Consider the following 17,169-nt stretch of genomic DNA (forward strand, 5'->3'; position numbering starts at 1 on the left):
GGATGCCTCCCCCGGGCGGATGCGCTCGATCCGATGCCGGACGAGCATGAACCCATGACCACCTTTCGATTCGGCGTCGTCACGGGCGCTCACGGCGACGCGCACGCGTGGAGCGAGACCGCACGACGGGTCGAGGGTGACGGCTACTCCGCGCTCCTCGTGCCCGACACGCTGTTCACGCCGTCGCCGTTCCTCGTCCTCGCCGTGGCCGCCGCCGCCTCGCGGACGCTGCGGCTCGGCACGTGGGTGCTGGCCGCGCCCCTGCGCACGCCGGCGGCGACGATCCGCGAGACGCGCACGCTCGTCGAACTGTCGGGCGGACGGTTCGAACTGGGCATCGGCGCCGGCCGTCCGCAGGGAGAGCGGGACGCCGAGGCTCTGGGCGTGCCGTGGGGCTCCGGGCGCGAGCGGGTCGATCAGGTGGAGGCCGTGATCAGCGCCGTGCGCGGGCAGCTCGGCGACGAGGCGCCGATCACGCTCGCGGCGGGCGGTGCACGCATGCTGCGCCTCGCGGGGACGCACGCCCGCACGGTCGCTCTGCCTCTCCCGCCCCACGCCGACCTCGCTGCCGTGGCCGACGTCGCCGATCGCGTGCGCGCCTCGACGCCTCCCGATCGGCCGCCGTTGGAGCTGTCGTTGCAGCTCTGCGGAATCGGCGACGACGTACCGGAATGGCTGCGTCGCAGCGCAGGGCTGACTCCCGAGTCCCTGCGGGAATCCGGCGCCGTCGGCTACCTCACCGGGGACGTCCGGCGTGACGCCGAGACCCTGACGGCGCTGCGGGTGGCCACCGGTGTGTCCTTCTTCACCGTGCCCGACGAACTCTCGCGCCAGGTCGCTCCGCTCGTCGGGGAGCTCGCCGGCCGGTGAACCCGCGCGTCACCTGCCGGTGAACTCGGGCCTGCGCTTCTGCTGGAAGGCGGCGAAGCCCTCGCGGTAGTCGCCGGTCGAGCGCAGGGACTCCTGGCCGCGCGTCTCTTCGGCGACGGCGTCCCAGAGGCGCTCGTCGCGGAGACGCGCGATGAGCCGCTTCGAGGCGAGGAACGCCGCGGTCGCCCCTGATGACGCACGCGCCGCGCGCTCGCGGGTGAACGGCAGCACCTCGTCGGCCGGCATCGCGCGGCTGAAGAGTCCCGCCGCCACCGCCTCGGACCCGGTGAGGAGGTCGCCGGTGTAGATGAGGTCGAGCGCGCGGTGCGCACCGAGCCGCTCGTACAGGAGCGCGTGGCCTCCGGAATCGAGCATCGCCCCGAGGTTCGCGAAGGGCGAGCCGACCTTCGCGGAGTCCGCGACGTAGACGACGTCGGTCGCGATCGCGAGCCCGAGGCCCACCCCGAGGCAGGCGCCGTGCACCGCCGCGAACGTGGGCGCCGGGAAGTCCGCCATGCGGCGCATCAGCCGCTCGACCTCGCCGAGGTATCCGGGCACGTCGTCGGTCTCGGGGTCGACGCCGGCGATGTCGCGGCCGGCGCAGAACGCGCGCCCCTCGCCCCGCAGCACGAGAGCACGGACACCGGATGCGGCGGCCTCCGCATACGCATCGTCCAGCTGCCGCAGCGCCTCCAGCGAGAGCGCGTTGAGCTTCTCGGGGGCGTTCAGCGTGATCTCGGCGATGGCGCCGTCGATGGCGAGGTCGATCATGGCGTTCCTCCTAGACGTCGTAGTCGACGACGACGGTATCGGTCGTCGGGTGCGACTGGCAGGTGAGCACGTATCCGCGCTCGAGCTCGTCGGGCTCGAGCGCGTAGTTCTCGGTCATCGTGACCGACCCCTGGAGCAGGCGCGCACGGCACGTGCCGCAGACGCCGCCGGCGCACGCGAACGGCACGTCGGGCCGCACGCGCAGCGCCGCGTTGAGGATCGACTCGTGCGCGGCGACAGGACTGTCGACGGCCTGCGACTGCCCGTCGAGGGTGAACTCGATGCGGCGCACCGGCTCGTCCTCCGCGACGACCACCGGGCGCCCGGCCGCCGGCTCGGCCCGCTCCCCCTCGCCCGTCGTGAACAGCTCGTAGCGCACGTGCGCAGGGTCGACGCCGATGTCGGCGAGGGTGTCGCGGCAGAGCTGCACGAGCTCGAACGGCCCGCACAGGAACCACTCGTCGACGGTGTCGGGCAGCACGAGGTCGCCGAGGATGCGGCGCAGCCGCGGCTCGTCGATGCGGCCCGACAGCAGCGGCGCGGTGCGCTGCTCGCGCGAGAGCACGTGGTGCAGCGCGAGCCTGGTCGGATAGCGGTCCTTGAGGTCCGACAGCTCGTCGAGGAACATCACGTCGAGGCTCGAGCGGTTCGTGTAGACGAGCGTGAACCGCGACGTGCGCGACCGCGCGAGCACCGTCGCGGCGAGCGCCATCAGCGGCGTGATGCCCGACCCCGCGGCGATCCCCGCGACATGCGCGTCGTCGAGGTCGGCGAGTTTCGAGGTGAACGTGCCCTGCGGGCTCATCACGTCGATCTCGTCACCGATCTTCAGCTCTGTCTGCGCCCACGTCGAGAACCGGCCCCCCGAGTCGCGCTTGATCGCGACGCTGATGGTGCGTGGCCCATCACCCGCGCCACCGGCGTCCTCCGCGCGGCACAGCGAGTACGAGCGGCGCACCTCGTGGCCGTCGAGGACCTTCCGCAGCGCGACGTGCTGCCCCGCGAGGTAGTCGAACGCGTCCCTCGACTCCTCGGGGATGGCGAACGTCACTTCCACCGAGGCATCCGTCAGCGGCCGCACCGCCGCGACCCGCAGCGTGTGGAACCGCGCGCGATGCTTGGCGCCGCGCGGGCCGCCGACCGCGGTGGTGAGCAGCGTCTCGGCGATGCGCTCGTTGTCGCTCGCCGCGACGGCGTCGGGCCGCATCAGTGGACCTTGAAGTGGTCGAAGGGCTCGAGGCACGCGCGGCACTCGTACAGCGCCTTGCACGACGTCGACCCGAAACGCGCGAGCTCACGCGTCTCGAGCGACCCGCAGCGAGGGCAGCGCACCGAGAGCTGCAGTCGGATCGGCCCGCTCACCGCGGCACGCCCGGTGGGCGGAGCGATGCCGTACTCGACGAGCTTCTGCTTGCCCGCATCCGTCATCCAGTCCGTGGTCCATGCGGGGGCGAGCGCCAGTCGCACGTCGATGTCGTCGAAGCCCGCCGCCGTGAGGGCGAGCACGACGTCGTCGCGGATCGCGTCCATCGCAGGGCACCCCGAGTACGTCGGCGTGATCGTGACCGTGACGCGCCCGGCGCCGACCACGACGTCGCGCAGCACGCCGAGATCCTCGATCGTGAGGACGGGAACCTCGGGATCGAGAACGGATGCCGCCACCTCCCACGCGCGCTCGGCCTCGCTCACCGGTCGCCGTGTCTCCGCCACCGGTCGCTGAGCCTGTCGAAGCGTCACCATGTCGCCCCCGGGTGCTGCCGGGCGAGCACCTGCATCTCGGCGAGCAGGTAGCCCATCGTCGGGAAGTGCGACCCGTGACGCCCGCCGGCGGACGACATGGGAGTCGTCGGCACCTCGAGCTCGGCCTCGGCGAAGACCGCGGAGCTCACGGCCTCGAATGCCGGCAGCAGCGTCGACGGCCGCACGGCGACCTCGTCGAGGCGCTCGATCAGCGGCTCGTCGCGGAACAGCTCGCCCACGTACGGCCACACGTCCCCGATCGCGCGGATCATGCGCCGACGCGACTCCTCCGTGCCGCCCGCGAGGCGGAGCGTCCACTGCACGGCGTGGTCGCGGTGGTACTCGACCTCCTTCACAGCCTTGGCCGCGATCGCGGCGAGCGTCTCGTCCGACGACCCGCTCAGCGCCGAGTACAGCTCGAACAGGTACACGGATGCCGCCAGCTGACGCGCGATCGTCTGTGCGAAGTCTCCGTTGGGCTGCTCGAACAGCCAGGCGCTGCGGAACTCGGGCTCGTCCCGCCAGTAGGCGAGATCGTCCTCGGTGCGGTCGTCGTATGTACCTGCGTAGCGGAGGAACGACCGCGCATGCCCGAGCAGGTCGAGCGCGATGTTCGCGAGGGCGACGTCCTCCTCGAGCTCGGGCGCGCGGGCGATCCACGCGCCGAGCTGCTGCGACAGCACCAGCGCGTCGTCGCCGAGCCACAGCGCGTACTCGGCGATGTCCGCCGTCGCGGCGCGGCCCTCGCCGCCGGCCAGCTCGGCCGACAGCTCGATGTGCTCGACGGTCACGTCTCCGTGGGGAAGGTCCTGGGTCACAGGTGCGGCACCCCCTCCGACGCCGTGTAGTACGTGGCGTGCCGGTAGTTCTTTCCCGCTGGGCTCTCGAAGAACGCCCCCTTCGAATCGGGATCGCTCGTCGTGATGGCGTCGGCGGGCACGACCCAGATCGACGTGCCCTCCCCTCGGCGGGTGTAGAGGTCGCGGGCGTTGCGCAGCGCGAGCTCGGCATCCGGGGCGTGGAGCGAGCCGGCGTGCACGTGGCTGAGCCCGCGGTTCGCACGCACGAACACCTCCCACAGCGGCCACGACTCGCGCGGCGAGGTACCTGGCGTGGCCATCACGCGGCTCCCTTCATCGCCGCGGCCTCGCGCAGCTGGTGCTTACGGGCGTACTCGGCGGCGGCCTCGCGCACCCACGCGCCCTCCTCGTGGGCGTTGCGGCGGTTGCGGATGCGCTCCACGTTCATCGGCCCGCGCCCGGCGAGCACCTCGTGGAACTCCGTCCAGTCGATCTCGCTCGTGTGCCACCGCTCGGCGGCCTCGTCCCACCGCAGCTCGGGGTCGGGGAGGGTCACGCCCAGGACCTCGGCCTGGGGCACCAGCATCCCGATGAACCGCTGCCGGAGGTCGTCGTTGGAGAAGCGCTTGATCTTCCACGCCATCGACTGCGCCGAGTTGGGTGACTCGTCGTCAGGAGGCCCGAACATCATGAGCGACGGCCAGTACCAGCGATTCACCGCATCCTGAGCCATCTCGCGCTGCGCGGGCGACCCCTGCATGAGCGTCAGCAGGATCTCGAACCCCTGCCGCTGGTGGAACGACTCCTCCTTGCAGATGCGCACCATCGCCCGGCCATACGGACCGTACGAGGCACGGCACAGCGGCACCTGGTTGCAGATCGCGGCGCCGTCCACGAGCCAGCCGATCGCGCCCATGTCGGCCCACGTCGGCGTCGGGTAGTTGAAGATCGACGAGTAGCGCGCACGGCCCTCGATGAGCTGCTCGGTCATCTCGTCGCGCGTGATCCCGAGCGTCTGCGCCGCCGAGTACAGGTACAGGCCGTGACCGGCCTCGTCCTGCACCTTCGCCATCAGGATCGCCTTGCGCTTCAGGCTCGGCGCCCGCGAGATCCAGTTGCCCTCGGGCTGCATCCCGATGATCTCGGAGTGCGCGTGCTGCGAGATCTGCCGGATCAGCGTCTTGCGGTAGGCCGCCGGCATCCAGTCCCGCGGCTCGATGCGCGAGTCCGCCTCGATGATCGCGTCGAACGCCGCCTGCTCGGCGGCCTCGTCGATCAGCACCTCGGTCGTCATCATCGACTCCTTATTTACAGACCGTTCGTTCAGTAAGTCTACTACGGTGATGGATGCCGCAGCCCGGCGTTCACCGCAGGTCGTAGACCCGCTTGTACTTGCCCTCGCTGCGCGGCAGCGTTCCGGGCTCCTCGAGGCGCACCGCGACCGTCGACCCGATGTGCGTCTTGATGCGCTGCGCGAGCACCTCTGCCGCCGCCTCGCACGTCTCACGGGACAGGTCGGGGTGGCGCTCGATGCGCACCGCCATGGCGTCGAGCGTCCCCTCGCGGCTGAGCTCGATGACGAAGTGCGGCGTGAGCGTCTCGATGCCGAGCACGAGCTCCTCGATCTGCGTCGGGAAGATGTTCACGCCGCGGAGGATGATCATGTCGTCGTTGCGCCCGGTGATCTTCTCCATGCGCCGCATGCCCGGTCGGGCAGTGCCCGGGAGCAGCCGCGTGAGGTCGCGGGTGCGGTAGCGCAGCACCGGGAACGCCTCCTTCGTCAGTGACGTGAACACGAGCTCGCCGCGTTCGCCGTCAGGAAGCGGCATCCCGTCGTCGTCGATGATCTCGGGCAGGAAGTGGTCCTCCCACAGGTGCGGGCCGTCCTTGGTCTCGACGCACTCGTTGCCGACGCCCGGCCCCATGACCTCGCTGAGCCCGTAGATGTCGACGGCGTCGACGCCCATGCGACGCTCGAGCTCGGCGCGCATCTCGTTCGTCCACGGCTCCGCGCCGAGGATCGCGACCTTGAGCGAGGTCGAGGTCGGGTCGATCCCCGCCGCCACCATCGCGTCGGCGATCGTCAGCAGGTAGCTCGGCGTGCACATGATGACGTCGGGCTCGAAGTCCCGGATCAGCTGCACCTGCCGCGCGGTCTGCCCGCCCGACATCGGGATCACGGTCGCGCCGAGGCGCTCGATGCCGGCGTGCGCCCCGAGACCGCCGGTGAACAGGCCGTAGCCGTACGCGTTGTGCACCTTCATGCCGGGCCGCACGCCGCTCGCCCGCAGCGACCGGGCGACGAGCGCGGCCCAACGATCGAGATCGCCCTGCGTGTACCCGACGACGGTGGGCCGCCCGGTGGTGCCGGACGACGCGTGGATGCGGCGCACCTGGTCCATCGGCACCGCGAACATGCCGAAGGGATAGGTCTGGCGCAGGTCCTCCTTCGTCGTGAACGGCAGCAGGCGCACGTCCTCGAGCGAGCGGATGTCCGCCGGCGCGACACCGGCGTCATCGAGCTTGCGCGTGTAGAGCGGCACGTTCTCGTAGGCGTGCCGCACAGTCCATTGCAGCCGTTCGAGCTGCAGCGCCCGGATCTCGTCGCGCGACATGCGCTCCTCGGGATCGAGCGTCTCGGTGGGGGCTGCCAGGTTCGCTGTCATCGTCGACATCTCGCCTCTTCTTGGTCGGGTCAGTCGGTCGGGTGGGTGCGCCGGGTCGTCAGCGACCGACCACGGAACTCGGCGACCACGTCGCCGGTCTCGTCGGTCACTGTCACGTCGTAGAGGCCGTTGCGGCCCGAGAGGATGCGGCGCCGCGCATGCGCGGTGAGGGTCTGGCCGGCGTGCGTCGCTTTGAGGAACGAGATGTCGGCACCGGCGGCCACCGTCACGTCGTCGTCCTCGTTGCAGGCCATCGCGAACGCCGTGTCGGCGAGCGCGAACACCATCCCGCCGTGCGTGATGGCGAACCCGTTCGTCATGTCGTCGCGCACACGCATCGACACGATCGCCTCGCCCGGCTCGTCGCGCTCGACGACCATGCCGAGCGCGGCGGACGCACGATCGCGCTGCAGCATGCGGCGCTGACCCACGAAGTGCGCGGCGGGGTCGCTCACGCCGTCACCCCTTCGGCCTCGGCTGGAACGGATGCGGCTGCCGCAGCATCCGTGTCCGCCGTCTTCGCGACCAGCGTGAGGACGTCGTAGGTCGCGACGATCTCGTCGCGCTGGTTGAGGATGACGGCGTCCCACCGCACCTCGCCGTACTCGTCGGTCTCTCGCGGGGTGATCTGCTTGGCCGTGAGCACCACGCGGATCTCGTCGCCGGGTGACACAGGCGTCATGAACCGCAGGTTCTCGAGGCCGTAGTTGGCCAGCACGGGGCCCGGCTCCGGGTCGACGAACAGCCCCGCCGCCCACGAGACCAGCAGGTAGCCGTGGGCGACACGACCCGGGAAGAACGGGTTCGCGGCGGCGGCCTCTTCGTCCATGTGGGCGTAGAAGAGGTCGCCGGTGAAGTTCGCGAACGTCTCGATGTCGTCGAGGGTCACGGGGCGCAGGGGCGAGGCGATCTGGTCGCCGATCGCGAGTTCGGCGAGCGATTTGCGGAACGGGTGACGATCGGATCGGGATGCTGCGCCCTGATGCCACACGCCGGTCAGCGCCGTCAGCATCGCGGGCGAGCCCTGCACCGCGGTCCGCTGCATGTGGTGCAGCACCGCGCGGATGCCGCCGAGCTCCTCGCCACCGCCGGCGCGGCCGGGTCCGCCGTGCACGAGGTGCGGCACGGGCGCGCCGTGGCCCGTCGAGGTGCGCGCGTCGTCGCGGTCGAGGAACAACAGGCGCCCGTTGTACGCGGCGGTGCGGGCGAGGAGGGTCGCCGCCACCGACGGGTCGGCGGTCGCGACACTGGTCACGAGCGACCCGCCGCCGCGGCCGACGAGGTCGGCCGCTTCGTCGACGGTGCGGTACGCGAGCACGCTCGCCACGGGGCCGAAGGCCTCGACGTCGTGCACCGCGTCGGGAAGCGCGTCGGCTGCGCCGTCGAACCCGATGACGATGGGTGCGACGAACGCGCCGTCGGGAGCCGGACCCGTGGAGCCGTCGGCGAGCGTCACGTCCGGGGCATCCGTCGTCCCGAGCAGGATGCGGCCGCCCGCGGACTCGAGCGCGCCGACGGCGCGCAGCACCTCGTCACGCTGCGCGAGCGAGACCAGCGGGCCCATCGTGACGCCGTCGGCGTGGGGGTCGCCCACGACGACGCGTTCGGAGATCTTGTCGCCGAGGGCCTGGATGAGAGGCTCGACGGCGTCGGCCGGCACGATGGCGCGACGGATCGCCGTGCACTTCTGACCCGCCTTGGTCGTGAGTTCGACCATGAGCTGCTTGACGTATGCCTCGAACTCAGGGGTGCCCGGAACGGCGTCGGGCCCGAGCACCGACGCGTTGATCGAGTCGGTCTCGCTCGTGAACCTGACGCCCGGCGCAGCCTGCTCGCGAAGTCGGGACGCCGTCGACGCGCTCCCCGTGAACCCGACGAGGTCGCCGAGCCCGAGGTGGTCGAACAGCCCGGGGACGGCGCCGCTCACCAGCTGCAGCGAGCCGGCCGGCAGCTTCCCGGTCTCGACGAGGATCCGCACCCACGCCTCGGCAACGTACGCCGTCGGCGTCGCGGGCTTCACGATCGTCGGCACGCCCGCGAGGAACGCGGGGGCGAACTTCTCGAGCGCGCCCCACATCGGGAAGTTGAAGGCGTTGATCTGCACGGCCACGCCGGGCAGCCGCGTGTACACGTGGCGCCCGAGGAACGAGCCATCCTTCGACAGCGGCTCGACCGGACCGTCGAGGTACACCTGCGAGTTGGGCAGCTCGCGCCGCCCCTTCGACGAGTAGGTGAAGAGCACGCCGATGCCGCCGTCGACGTCGCTGAGCGAGTCGCGCGTGGTCGCGCCGGCACGCTTGGACAGCTCGTAGAGCTCCTCCTTGCGCGCGGTGAGCGCGATGCCGAACTCCTTCAGCAGCAGCGCGCGCTGGTGGAACGTCAGCGCGCCGAGGCTCGCCTGGCCGACGGTCCGTGCGTGGGCGATCGCCGCGCCGAGGTCGATGCCGTCGGTGCTGACGAGCGTGACGACCTCGCCGGTCGACGCGTCGCGCACTTCCGTCGCGCCGGATTCGGAAGCGGGAGTCCACCATGCGTCGCGCAGGTAGCTGGGGAGGATGTCGGTCACTTGTCACTCCATTCGTAGAAGCCGCGGCCGGTCTTGCGGCCGAGATGTCCGTCGGCGACGAGGCGCCTGAGCAGTGCCGGGGGCGCGAAGCGCTCCCCCAGTTCGCGGTGCAGCTCCTCGGCGATGCCGAGGCGCACGTCGAGTCCGACGAGGTCGGTCGTACGGAGCGGACCGACCGGATGCCGGTACCCGAGCTCCATCGCCGCGTCGATGTCGGCGGCCGAGGCGACGCCCTCCTCGAGCATGCGGATCGCCTCGAGACCGAGCGCGACACCGAGTCGACTCGATGCGAAGCCCGGGCTGTCGCGCACGACGATCGGCGTCTTGCCCAGCGCCGCGATCCAGCCCTTCGCCGCGTCGACGAGCGTGGCATCGGTCGCGGTGCCGGTGACGACCTCGACGAGCTCGGACGCCGGCACGGGGTTGAAGAAGTGCAGGCCCAGGAAGCGCTCGGGCCGGTCCAGACCGGATGCGAGGTCGTCGATCGAGATGGACGACGTGTTGGTGGCCAGTGCCGCCTCCGGCGTGAGCACGCGCTCCGCACGCCCGAGGGCGTCGAGTTTGAGCTCCCGATCCTCCGGGACCGCCTCCACCACGAGGTCGCAGCCGGCCAGCGCCGCAGCATCCGTCGCCGTCTCGACCGCCGCGGCGAGCGCGTCGAACCCGCGATCGGTGGTGCCGCGCTCGACGCTGCGACGCACGCTCTCGAGAAGCCGAGCGGATGCTGCCCCCGCCGCGTCCGCGTCACGCTCGACCACGACCACCTCGGCGCCGGCGAGCACGAACGCGTGCGCGATGCCCGCACCCATGCGCCCGCCGCCGATGACGCCCATCCGCCCGGGCACTCCCGCAGGCTCGGCGCGTTTCGTCTCGCTCCGCTCGCTCAACGACCGGGGGTCCCGGGGGTCTTCGTGCGCCACGCCCATCAGCGCTTCCTCTCGAGGAACGCGGTCATGCGGCGGTCCTTCTCGGGGCTCTCGAAGAGCTGCGCCTGCAGCTCGAGCTCGATCTCGGGGTGTGCGGCGCGCGGGGCGAGGAGCGCCGTCTTCGTGTGGCGCGTCGCGAGCGGATCGTTGCGCGCGATGCGGTCGGCGATCGCGTGGGCGGCGGGGAGGAGGTCGCCCGGCTCGAACAGCGACGACACCAGGCCCCACTCGACGGCGGTGTCGGCATCCAGGATCCGTCCCGTCAGCAGCAGCTCCGCAGCCCGCGCCTCGCCGACGATCTCGGGCAGGCGCCACGTCGCACCGGCGGCCGCGATGATGCCGAGGCCGGTCTCGGGATTGCCGATCTTGAGGCTCGGCGAGCCGATGCGGATGTCGGCCGCGTACGCGAGCTCGGCGCCCCCGCCGAGGGCGTAGCCGTCGATCGCCGCGATGACCGGCATCGGCAGGTTCCGCACCCGGGTGAACGCGCGGGTGTTGATCCCCCGGCGCGCGTCGGAGGCGCGGCGCTCGCGCAGCTGGGCGATGTCGGCGCCCGAGGCGAACACACCGTCGGAGCCCGTGAGGATGAGCGTGCGCGGCTCGCGCTCGAGCTCGCCGCACAGTTCGTGCAGCCGGTCGATGGTGTCCTGGTCGATGGCGTTGCGCACCTCCGGCCGCGACAGCGTCGCGACGACGCGGTCCTCGCGGCGCTGGATCTTCAGCGGCTCAGGCATCCGTCCTCCTGCGTCCGCCTCTTCGCGGATCGGCGCCCATATTACCTGATCGATCGTTCAGTAATGTCACCGTGTCGCACGGCGTCGACACCGGCGGGGTGCGAGACTGGGCGCATGTCCGCGAGCACCGACGCCTCCCCCGCGCGACGCGGCCGCCCCGGCTACGACCGCGATCAGGTGCTCGCGGTCGCCGTCACCCTCTTCAACGAGCAGGGGTACGACGCGACGTCGGTCGCCGACCTCGCCTCACGCCTGGGCCTCACGAAGTCGGCGCTGTACCACCACTTCGATTCCAAGGAGCAACTGCTCGCGCTCGCGCTCGACGAAGCGCTCGACGGACTCGAGGGCGTGCTCGACCAGCCCGAGGCCTCTGCCGGCGACCCGGCGGAACGGCTCGGCGCGGTGCTGCGGGGCGCGGTGCTCGTGCTGGTCGACAAGCTCCCCTACGTGACACTCCTCCTGCGCGTGCGCGGAAACAGCGACGTCGAACGTGCCGCTCTCGAGCGGCGGCGCGCGTTCGACCACCGCGTGACCGCGCTCGTGACCGAAGCGCAGCGCGCGGGTCAGGTGCGGGCCGACGTCGACGGCGCCGTGACCACGCGCCTCGTCTTCGGCATGGTCAACTCGATCGTCGAGTGGTACCGGCCGGGCGGCGCCGTCGACCGCGAGCGCCTCGCGCACGACGTCGTCGCGGTCGCGCTGGACGGCATGCGCACCCGCTGAGCGCACGGATGCCGCGTCCCCGAGCCCGCGCAGGGCTCGGGGACGCGGCATCCGGTGCCGAAGTGGTCAGGCCTTCGAGAGGCCGTAGATCGGGCTGACCGACTGCTCGGCCTCGTGGTCCGGGCCGAGCGGGATCCCGGAGCGGTCGCGCAGGAGCAGCGTCGCGATGAGGCCGACGACGGTCATCCCGGCGAGGTACCACGTGACCGACATCGTCGAGCCGGTCGCCTGCACGAGGGCCGTCGCGATGGTCGGAGCGAACGCGCCGCCGAGGATCGCGCCGATCGCGTACGAGATCGAGACGCCGGAGAAGCGGATGGATGCCGGGAACAGCTCGGAGTAGAGCGCGGCCTGCGGGCCGTACGTGAAGCCGAGGCCGATCGTGAGGATCGCGAGGCCGAGGAACAGCAGCCAGATGTTCCCGGTGTTCACGAGCGGGAAGAGCAGGAACACGCCCACGAGCTGCAGAATCCAGCCGATGATGTACGTCGTGCGGCGGCCGATGCGGTCGGAGATGAAGCCGGCGGCCAGCGTCGACAGCAGCCACGTGACCGCCGAGCCCGCGACGGCCCACAGCACGGGTCCGCGCTCGAGGGCGAGCGGGCCTTCGGGGTTGGTCGAGTAGCCCTGGATGTAGCCGCCCGTGGTCATGTAGCCGACGGCGTTGTTGCCGGCGAACACGAGAGCGGCGATGAACACGAGGAGCAGGTGCTTGCGGAAGAGCGTGATGATCGGCATCCGCGCCTTCTCCTTGCGCTCGGCGAGCTCGGCGAAGACCGGGCTCTCCTCGACACGGCGGCGGACGTAGTAGCCGACGAGGATCAGCACGACGCTGAGCAGGAACGGCACGCGCCAGCCCCACACGAGGAACGCGTCACCGGGGGCGATCATCGCCATGAGCGCCATGACGCCCGAGGCGAGCAGGAGGCCCAACGGCACGCCGATCTGCGGCGAGGCGCCGAACGCGCCCCGGCGCTGCTTCGGCGCGTGCTCGACGGCCATCAGGACCGCGCCGCCCCACTCGCCGCCGGCGGAGATGCCCTGGATGATGCGCAGGAACACGAGCAGGATCGGCGCCCAGACGCCGATCGCATCGTATGTCGGCAGGAATCCGATGAGGGCGGTCGCGGCACCCATGAGGATCAGCGTCCACATCAGCACGACCTTGCGGCCGTACTTGTCGCCGAAGTGCCCGGCGAGGAAGGCGCCGAGCGGGCGGAAGAGGAAGCTCACGCCGACGGTCGCGAAGGCGACGATCGCGCTGTTGGCGCCGAGCGGTGCGAAGAACAGCTGGCCGAAGACCAGGCCGACCGCGGTCGCGTAGATGAAGAAGTCGTACCACTCGACGGTCGTGCCGACGACGGTCGCGAACACGACGCGGCGTCGGTCCGTGGTGGACGCGATGGTTCCGGTGGGGGTGAACCCTGCTGTGGGTCCGGAGGTGCTGCTCATTGTGACTCCTGTGTCGGGGGCTGACGACATCGTCGCCGGCGAACCGCTGGGGAATGGTTGCCGGATGCTGCACGATCATATACGATTTCGAATACGACGCAACAGGTCGCTTCGAGTAAGGGAGCTCATGGACGAGATCATCACGGAGACCGCAGACCGCCGCTTCGCGGCGCTTCGCGGCCGCCCCGGCAAGATCGTCGCCATCCACCTCAGCTACGCGTCGCGTGCGGATCAGCGCGGGCGGCGGCCGCAGCATCCGTCGTACTTCTTCAAGCCGTCGAGTTCGGTCGCGGCGTCGGGCGACGCCATCGAGCGCCCGGACGGCACCGAGCTGCTCGCGTTCGAGGGCGAGATCGCGCTCGTGATCGGCACGCCTGCCCGCCGCGTGCGGATCGCCGACGCGTGGAACCACGTCGCGTGGGTCACGGCCGCCAACGACTTCGGCCTCTACGACCTGCGGGCGAACGACAAGGGCTCGAACGTGCGCTCCAAGGGCGGCGACGGCTACACGCCCGTCGGCCCGTCGCTCATCGACGCCCGTACCATCGACCCCGAGGCGCTGCGTGTGCGCACGTGGCTCAACGGCGAGATCGCGCAGGACGACACGGCCGCGGGCATGATCTTCCCGCTCGCCCAGCTCGTCGCAGACCTCTCGCAGCACTTCACGCTCGAGACCGGCGACGTGATCCTCACCGGCACGCCCGCAGGCTCATCGGTCGCGCGGCCCGGTGATGTCGTCGAGGTCGAGGTCGACGTTCCGGGCGGCCCGTCGTCGGGACGACTCGTGACGACGGTGGCGCAGGGTTCGGCGGCCTTCGATGCCGAGCTCGGCTCGCTTCCCGCGGTCGACGATCTGCAGCGGACGGAAGCCTGGGGCTCGCGCGAGGCGGCCGGACTCCCCGCGGGGGAGGCCGCGACCCCGGCGCTCTCCCCCGAGCTGCGCGCGAAGCTCGAGGCTGTGCCCGTGGCCGGGCTCTCGGCGCAGCTGCGCAAGCGCGGCCTGAACAACGTGCACGTCGACGGCGTGCGTCCGCTGCATCCCGAGGCGAAGCTCGTCGGTGTCGCCCGCACGCTGCGCTTCGTGCCGAACCGCGAGGACCTGTTCGCGTCGCACGGCGGCGGCTACAACGCGCAGAAGCGTGTGTTCGACGCCGTCGGCGACGGCGAGGTCGTCGTGATCGAGGCGCGCGGTGAGGCCGGCTCGGGCACGCTCGGCGACATCCTCGCGATCCGTGCGCACGCGCGTGGCGCCGCCGGCATCGTCACGGACGGCGGAGTTCGGGATGCTGCGGCCGTCGCCGCGGTCGGCATCCCGGTCTATTCCTCCGGCGCGCACCCCGCGGTGCTGGGTCGCAAGCACGTGCCCTGGGACGCCGACGTGACGATCGCGTGCGGCGGCACAACCGTCCAGCCCGGAGACATCATCGTCGGCGACGCGGATGGGGTCATCGTGATCCCGCCGGGCATCGCCGCGGAGATCGTCGACGCCGCCCTCGCCCAGGAGGACGAGGACGCCTGGATCGCCGACCGCGTCGCGGAGGGGCAGCCCGTCGACGGGCTCTTCCCGATGAACACGGAGTGGCGCGCGAAGTACGACGCCCGGAACGCCCGAGAGGAAGGCCGCGCATGAGCCCGACCGAAGCCGACACGCTCAGCAAGTCGCAGCAGGCGTACCGCTGGATCAAGGAGCGCATCGCCAACCAGGAGTTCACGCCGGGCTACCGGCTCGTGCTGGGCAGCATCGCCGGCGAGCTCGACATGAGCGTCGTGCCGGTGCGCGAGGCGATCCGCCAGCTCGAGGCCGAGGGGCTCGTGACATTCGAGCGCAATGTCGGCGCCCGGGTGTCGATGGTCGACGACTCGCAGTACCGCTACAGCATGCAGGCGCTGTCGATCCTCGAGGGCACCGCCACCGCGCTCGCCGCGCGCCGGCTCACCGCCGACGACGTCCGCAACGCACGGCGCATCAACGAGCTCATGATCGAGACGCTCGAGCACTTCGACCCGCGCGCGTTCACCGCGCTCAACCAGGAGTTCCACGCCGCGCTCTTCGAGAAATGCGCGAACCCGCGGATGCTCGACCTCGTGCACGCCGAGTGGGCACGTCTCGGGCACCTGCGCGACTCCACCTTCAGCTTCGTGCCGGGCCGCGCCCAGGAGTCGGTCCGCGAGCACGAGAACATCCTGGTGCTCATCGAGACCGGCGCCCCTCTCGGCGAGATCGAGAAGGCGGCCCGGCGTCACCGCTCGGCGACCCTCGACGCCTACATGATCCACGAGCACCCCGACGAGGCCTTGGGCCTTCCCGCGTTCTGAAACGGATGCCGCTGCCCGCGGCATCCGTCCCCACAACCTCCGACGAAGGAGCAGCAATGACCGACACCACGACCGTCCTCGCGACCCGGCATGTGCCCGAGGGCCTGCCGAGCCGCATCCAGCACTACATCGGCGGCGAGTTCGTCGACTCGGCCGACGGAGACACGTTCGACGTGCTCGACCCGGTGACGAACGAGACGTACGTGCAGGCCGCCGCCGGCAAGAAGGCAGACATCGACCGGGCCGTCGCCGCCGCGCGCCGCGCGTTCACCGAGGGGCCGTGGCCCCGGATGCTGCCCCGCGAGCGCTCCCGCGTGCTGCACCGCATCGCCGACATCGTGGAGTCCCGCGACGCCCGGCTCGCGGAGCTGGAGTCGTTCGACTCGGGCCTGCCGATCACGCAGGCGCTCGGCCAGGCGCGGCGGGCGGCGGAGAACTTCCGGTTCTTCGCGGACCTGATCGTGGCGCAGGCCGACGACGCCTACAAGGTGCCGGGCCGGCAGATGAACTACGTCAACCGCAAGCCGATCGGCGTCGCCGGGCTCATCACGCCCTGGAACACCCCGTTCATGCTCGAGTCCTGGAAGCTCGGCCCCGCGCTCGCGACCGGCAACACCGTGGTGCTCAAGCCCGCCGAGTTCACGCCGCTGTCGGCGTCGCTGTGGGCCGGCATCTTCGAGGAGGCCGGGCTGCCGAAGGGCGTCTTCAACCTCGTCAACGGCCTCGGCGAGGACGCCGGCGACGCGCTGGTGAAGCACCCGGACGTGCCACTGATCTCGTTCACCGGCGAGTCGCGCACCGGGCAGCTCATCTTCGGAAACGCGGCGCCGTTCCTGAAGGGTCTGTCGATGGAGCTCGGCGGCAAGTCGCCGGCCGTGGTGTTCGCCGACGCCGACCTCGACGCCGCGATCGACGCCACCATCTTCGGCGTCTTCTCCCTCAACGGCGAGCGCTGCACCGCCGGCTCGCGCATCCTCGTGGAGCGCCCGATCTACGACGAGTTCGTCAAGCGCTATGCGGCGCAGGCCGACCGCGTCGTCGTGGGCTACCCGCACGACCCGAAGACCGAGGTCGGGGCGCTCGTGCATCCCGAGCACTACGACAAGGTCGTCTCGTACATCGAGATCGGCAAGTCCGAGGCGCGCCTGGTCGCCGGCGGCGACCGCCCCGAGGGGTTCGAGACCGGCAACTTCGTGCGCCCCACCGTGTTCGCCGACGTCGCGCCGGACGCCCGGATCTTCCAGGAGGAGATCTTCGGCCCGGTCGTCGCGATCACGCCGTTCGACACCGACGAGGAGGCGCTCGAGCTCGCCAACGGCGTGCGCTACGGCCTGGCGGCGTACGTGTGGACCAACGACCTCAAGCGCGCCCACAACTTCTCGCAGGCCATCGAGGCCGGCATGGTCTGGCTGAACTCGAACAACGTGCGCGACCTCCGCACGCCGTTCGGCGGCGTCAAGGCCTCGGGCCTCGGACACGAGGGCGGCTACCGCTCCATCGACTTCTACACCGACCAGCAGGCCGTGCACATCACGCTCGGCCCCGCCCACAACCCCACCTTCGGAAAGGCGGATGCCGCCGGCCACTGAGGGCCGCAGCATCCAT

17 protein-coding genes are annotated in these 17,169 nt (G+C 71.1%); 5 read left to right on the forward strand and 12 right to left on the reverse strand.

Annotated features, from left to right (window positions below; genetic code table 11):
* Positions 1 to 54: 54 nt before the first annotated feature.
* Positions 55 to 870, forward strand: a complete 816-nt coding sequence (locus tag ACFVSU_RS13490; RefSeq protein ID WP_387143618.1) for an LLM class flavin-dependent oxidoreductase — start codon at positions 55 to 57, stop codon at positions 868 to 870.
* Positions 871 to 879: 9 nt separating this feature from the next.
* Here ACFVSU_RS13490 and ACFVSU_RS13495 read toward each other — a convergent pair whose 3' ends face one another.
* The 11 genes from ACFVSU_RS13495 to ACFVSU_RS13545 all read right to left on the reverse strand — a co-directional run bounded on the left by ACFVSU_RS13495 (position 880) and on the right by ACFVSU_RS13545 (position 11,073).
* Complete coding sequence (locus ACFVSU_RS13495; protein WP_387143621.1) at positions 880 to 1,641, reverse strand: enoyl-CoA hydratase/isomerase family protein; 762 nt, start codon at positions 1,639 to 1,641, stop codon at positions 880 to 882.
* 10 nt (positions 1,642 to 1,651) lie between these two features.
* The gene (gene paaE, locus ACFVSU_RS13500) at positions 1,652 to 2,848 is read right to left on the reverse strand and encodes a 1,2-phenylacetyl-CoA epoxidase subunit PaaE (RefSeq protein ID WP_387143624.1); all 1,197 of its coding nucleotides are present in this window, start codon (positions 2,846 to 2,848) and stop codon (positions 1,652 to 1,654) included.
* A complete protein-coding gene (gene paaD, locus ACFVSU_RS13505; protein ID WP_387143627.1) occupies positions 2,848 to 3,381 on the reverse strand; it encodes a 1,2-phenylacetyl-CoA epoxidase subunit PaaD in 534 nt (177 codons plus the stop codon). The genes paaE and paaD overlap by 1 nt, the downstream gene beginning before the upstream one ends.
* On the reverse strand, positions 3,375 to 4,199 hold the full coding sequence (gene paaC, locus ACFVSU_RS13510; protein WP_387143630.1) for a 1,2-phenylacetyl-CoA epoxidase subunit PaaC: 825 nt from the start codon (positions 4,197 to 4,199) through the stop codon (positions 3,375 to 3,377). The genes paaD and paaC overlap by 7 nt, the downstream gene beginning before the upstream one ends.
* Complete coding sequence (gene paaB, locus ACFVSU_RS13515) at positions 4,196 to 4,501, reverse strand: 1,2-phenylacetyl-CoA epoxidase subunit PaaB (protein WP_310241776.1); 306 nt, start codon at positions 4,499 to 4,501, stop codon at positions 4,196 to 4,198. The genes paaC and paaB overlap by 4 nt, the downstream gene beginning before the upstream one ends.
* Positions 4,501 to 5,478: a 1,2-phenylacetyl-CoA epoxidase subunit PaaA gene (gene paaA / locus ACFVSU_RS13520; RefSeq protein ID WP_387143635.1), complete on the reverse strand. Its 978-nt coding sequence runs from the start codon at positions 5,476 to 5,478 to the stop codon at positions 4,501 to 4,503. Before paaA ends, paaB begins: the two co-directional genes overlap by 1 nt.
* Before the next feature lie 67 nt (positions 5,479 to 5,545).
* On the reverse strand, positions 5,546 to 6,856 hold the full coding sequence (gene paaK / locus ACFVSU_RS13525; protein ID WP_387143638.1) for a phenylacetate--CoA ligase PaaK: 1,311 nt from the start codon (positions 6,854 to 6,856) through the stop codon (positions 5,546 to 5,548).
* 20 nt (positions 6,857 to 6,876) lie between these two features.
* A complete protein-coding gene (gene paaI, locus ACFVSU_RS13530) occupies positions 6,877 to 7,302 on the reverse strand; it encodes a hydroxyphenylacetyl-CoA thioesterase PaaI (RefSeq protein WP_387143642.1) in 426 nt (141 codons plus the stop codon).
* Complete coding sequence (paaZ, locus tag ACFVSU_RS13535) at positions 7,299 to 9,413, reverse strand: phenylacetic acid degradation bifunctional protein PaaZ (protein ID WP_387143645.1); 2,115 nt, start codon at positions 9,411 to 9,413, stop codon at positions 7,299 to 7,301. Before paaZ ends, paaI begins: the two co-directional genes overlap by 4 nt.
* Positions 9,410 to 10,246 carry a 3-hydroxyacyl-CoA dehydrogenase family protein gene (locus tag ACFVSU_RS13540; protein WP_387145229.1) on the reverse strand — a complete coding sequence of 279 codons (837 nt, stop codon included), beginning with the start codon at positions 10,244 to 10,246 and terminating at the stop codon, positions 9,410 to 9,412. The genes paaZ and ACFVSU_RS13540 overlap by 4 nt, the downstream gene beginning before the upstream one ends.
* A 92-nt stretch (positions 10,247 to 10,338) precedes the next feature.
* Positions 10,339 to 11,073 (reverse strand): enoyl-CoA hydratase/isomerase family protein, encoded by a 735-nt coding sequence (locus ACFVSU_RS13545; protein ID WP_387143648.1) that lies wholly within the window; start codon positions 11,071 to 11,073, stop codon positions 10,339 to 10,341.
* 114 nt (positions 11,074 to 11,187) lie between these two features.
* On the opposite strand from ACFVSU_RS13545, the gene ACFVSU_RS13550 reads away from it, so the two are divergent.
* Positions 11,188 to 11,796 carry a TetR/AcrR family transcriptional regulator gene (locus tag ACFVSU_RS13550; RefSeq protein ID WP_387143651.1) on the forward strand — a complete coding sequence of 203 codons (609 nt, stop codon included), beginning with the start codon at positions 11,188 to 11,190 and terminating at the stop codon, positions 11,794 to 11,796.
* Positions 11,797 to 11,862: 66 nt separating this feature from the next.
* Here ACFVSU_RS13550 and ACFVSU_RS13555 read toward each other — a convergent pair whose 3' ends face one another.
* Positions 11,863 to 13,248 (reverse strand): MFS transporter, encoded by a 1,386-nt coding sequence (locus ACFVSU_RS13555; RefSeq protein WP_387143654.1) that lies wholly within the window; start codon positions 13,246 to 13,248, stop codon positions 11,863 to 11,865.
* Positions 13,249 to 13,375: 127 nt separating this feature from the next.
* Between ACFVSU_RS13555 and ACFVSU_RS13560 the strand changes: the two genes are divergently transcribed.
* The 3 genes from ACFVSU_RS13560 to hpaE are packed head-to-tail and all read left to right on the forward strand — an operon-like array spanning position 13,376 to position 17,153.
* Positions 13,376 to 14,878, forward strand: coding sequence for a fumarylacetoacetate hydrolase family protein (locus ACFVSU_RS13560; RefSeq protein WP_387143657.1), 1,503 nt, complete (start codon positions 13,376 to 13,378; stop codon positions 14,876 to 14,878).
* Positions 14,875 to 15,564, forward strand: coding sequence for a GntR family transcriptional regulator (locus tag ACFVSU_RS13565; RefSeq protein WP_310289106.1), 690 nt, complete (start codon positions 14,875 to 14,877; stop codon positions 15,562 to 15,564). The genes ACFVSU_RS13560 and ACFVSU_RS13565 overlap by 4 nt, the downstream gene beginning before the upstream one ends.
* A gap of 56 nt (positions 15,565 to 15,620) precedes the next feature.
* The gene (gene hpaE, locus ACFVSU_RS13570; RefSeq protein ID WP_387143661.1) at positions 15,621 to 17,153 is read left to right on the forward strand and encodes a 5-carboxymethyl-2-hydroxymuconate semialdehyde dehydrogenase; all 1,533 of its coding nucleotides are present in this window, start codon (positions 15,621 to 15,623) and stop codon (positions 17,151 to 17,153) included.
* Positions 17,154 to 17,169 lie beyond the last annotated feature (16 nt).

Source organism: Microbacterium sp. NPDC058062 (assembly GCF_042885375.1).
Classification (GTDB): Bacteria; Actinomycetota; Actinomycetes; order Actinomycetales; family Microbacteriaceae; genus Microbacterium; species Microbacterium trichothecenolyticum_C.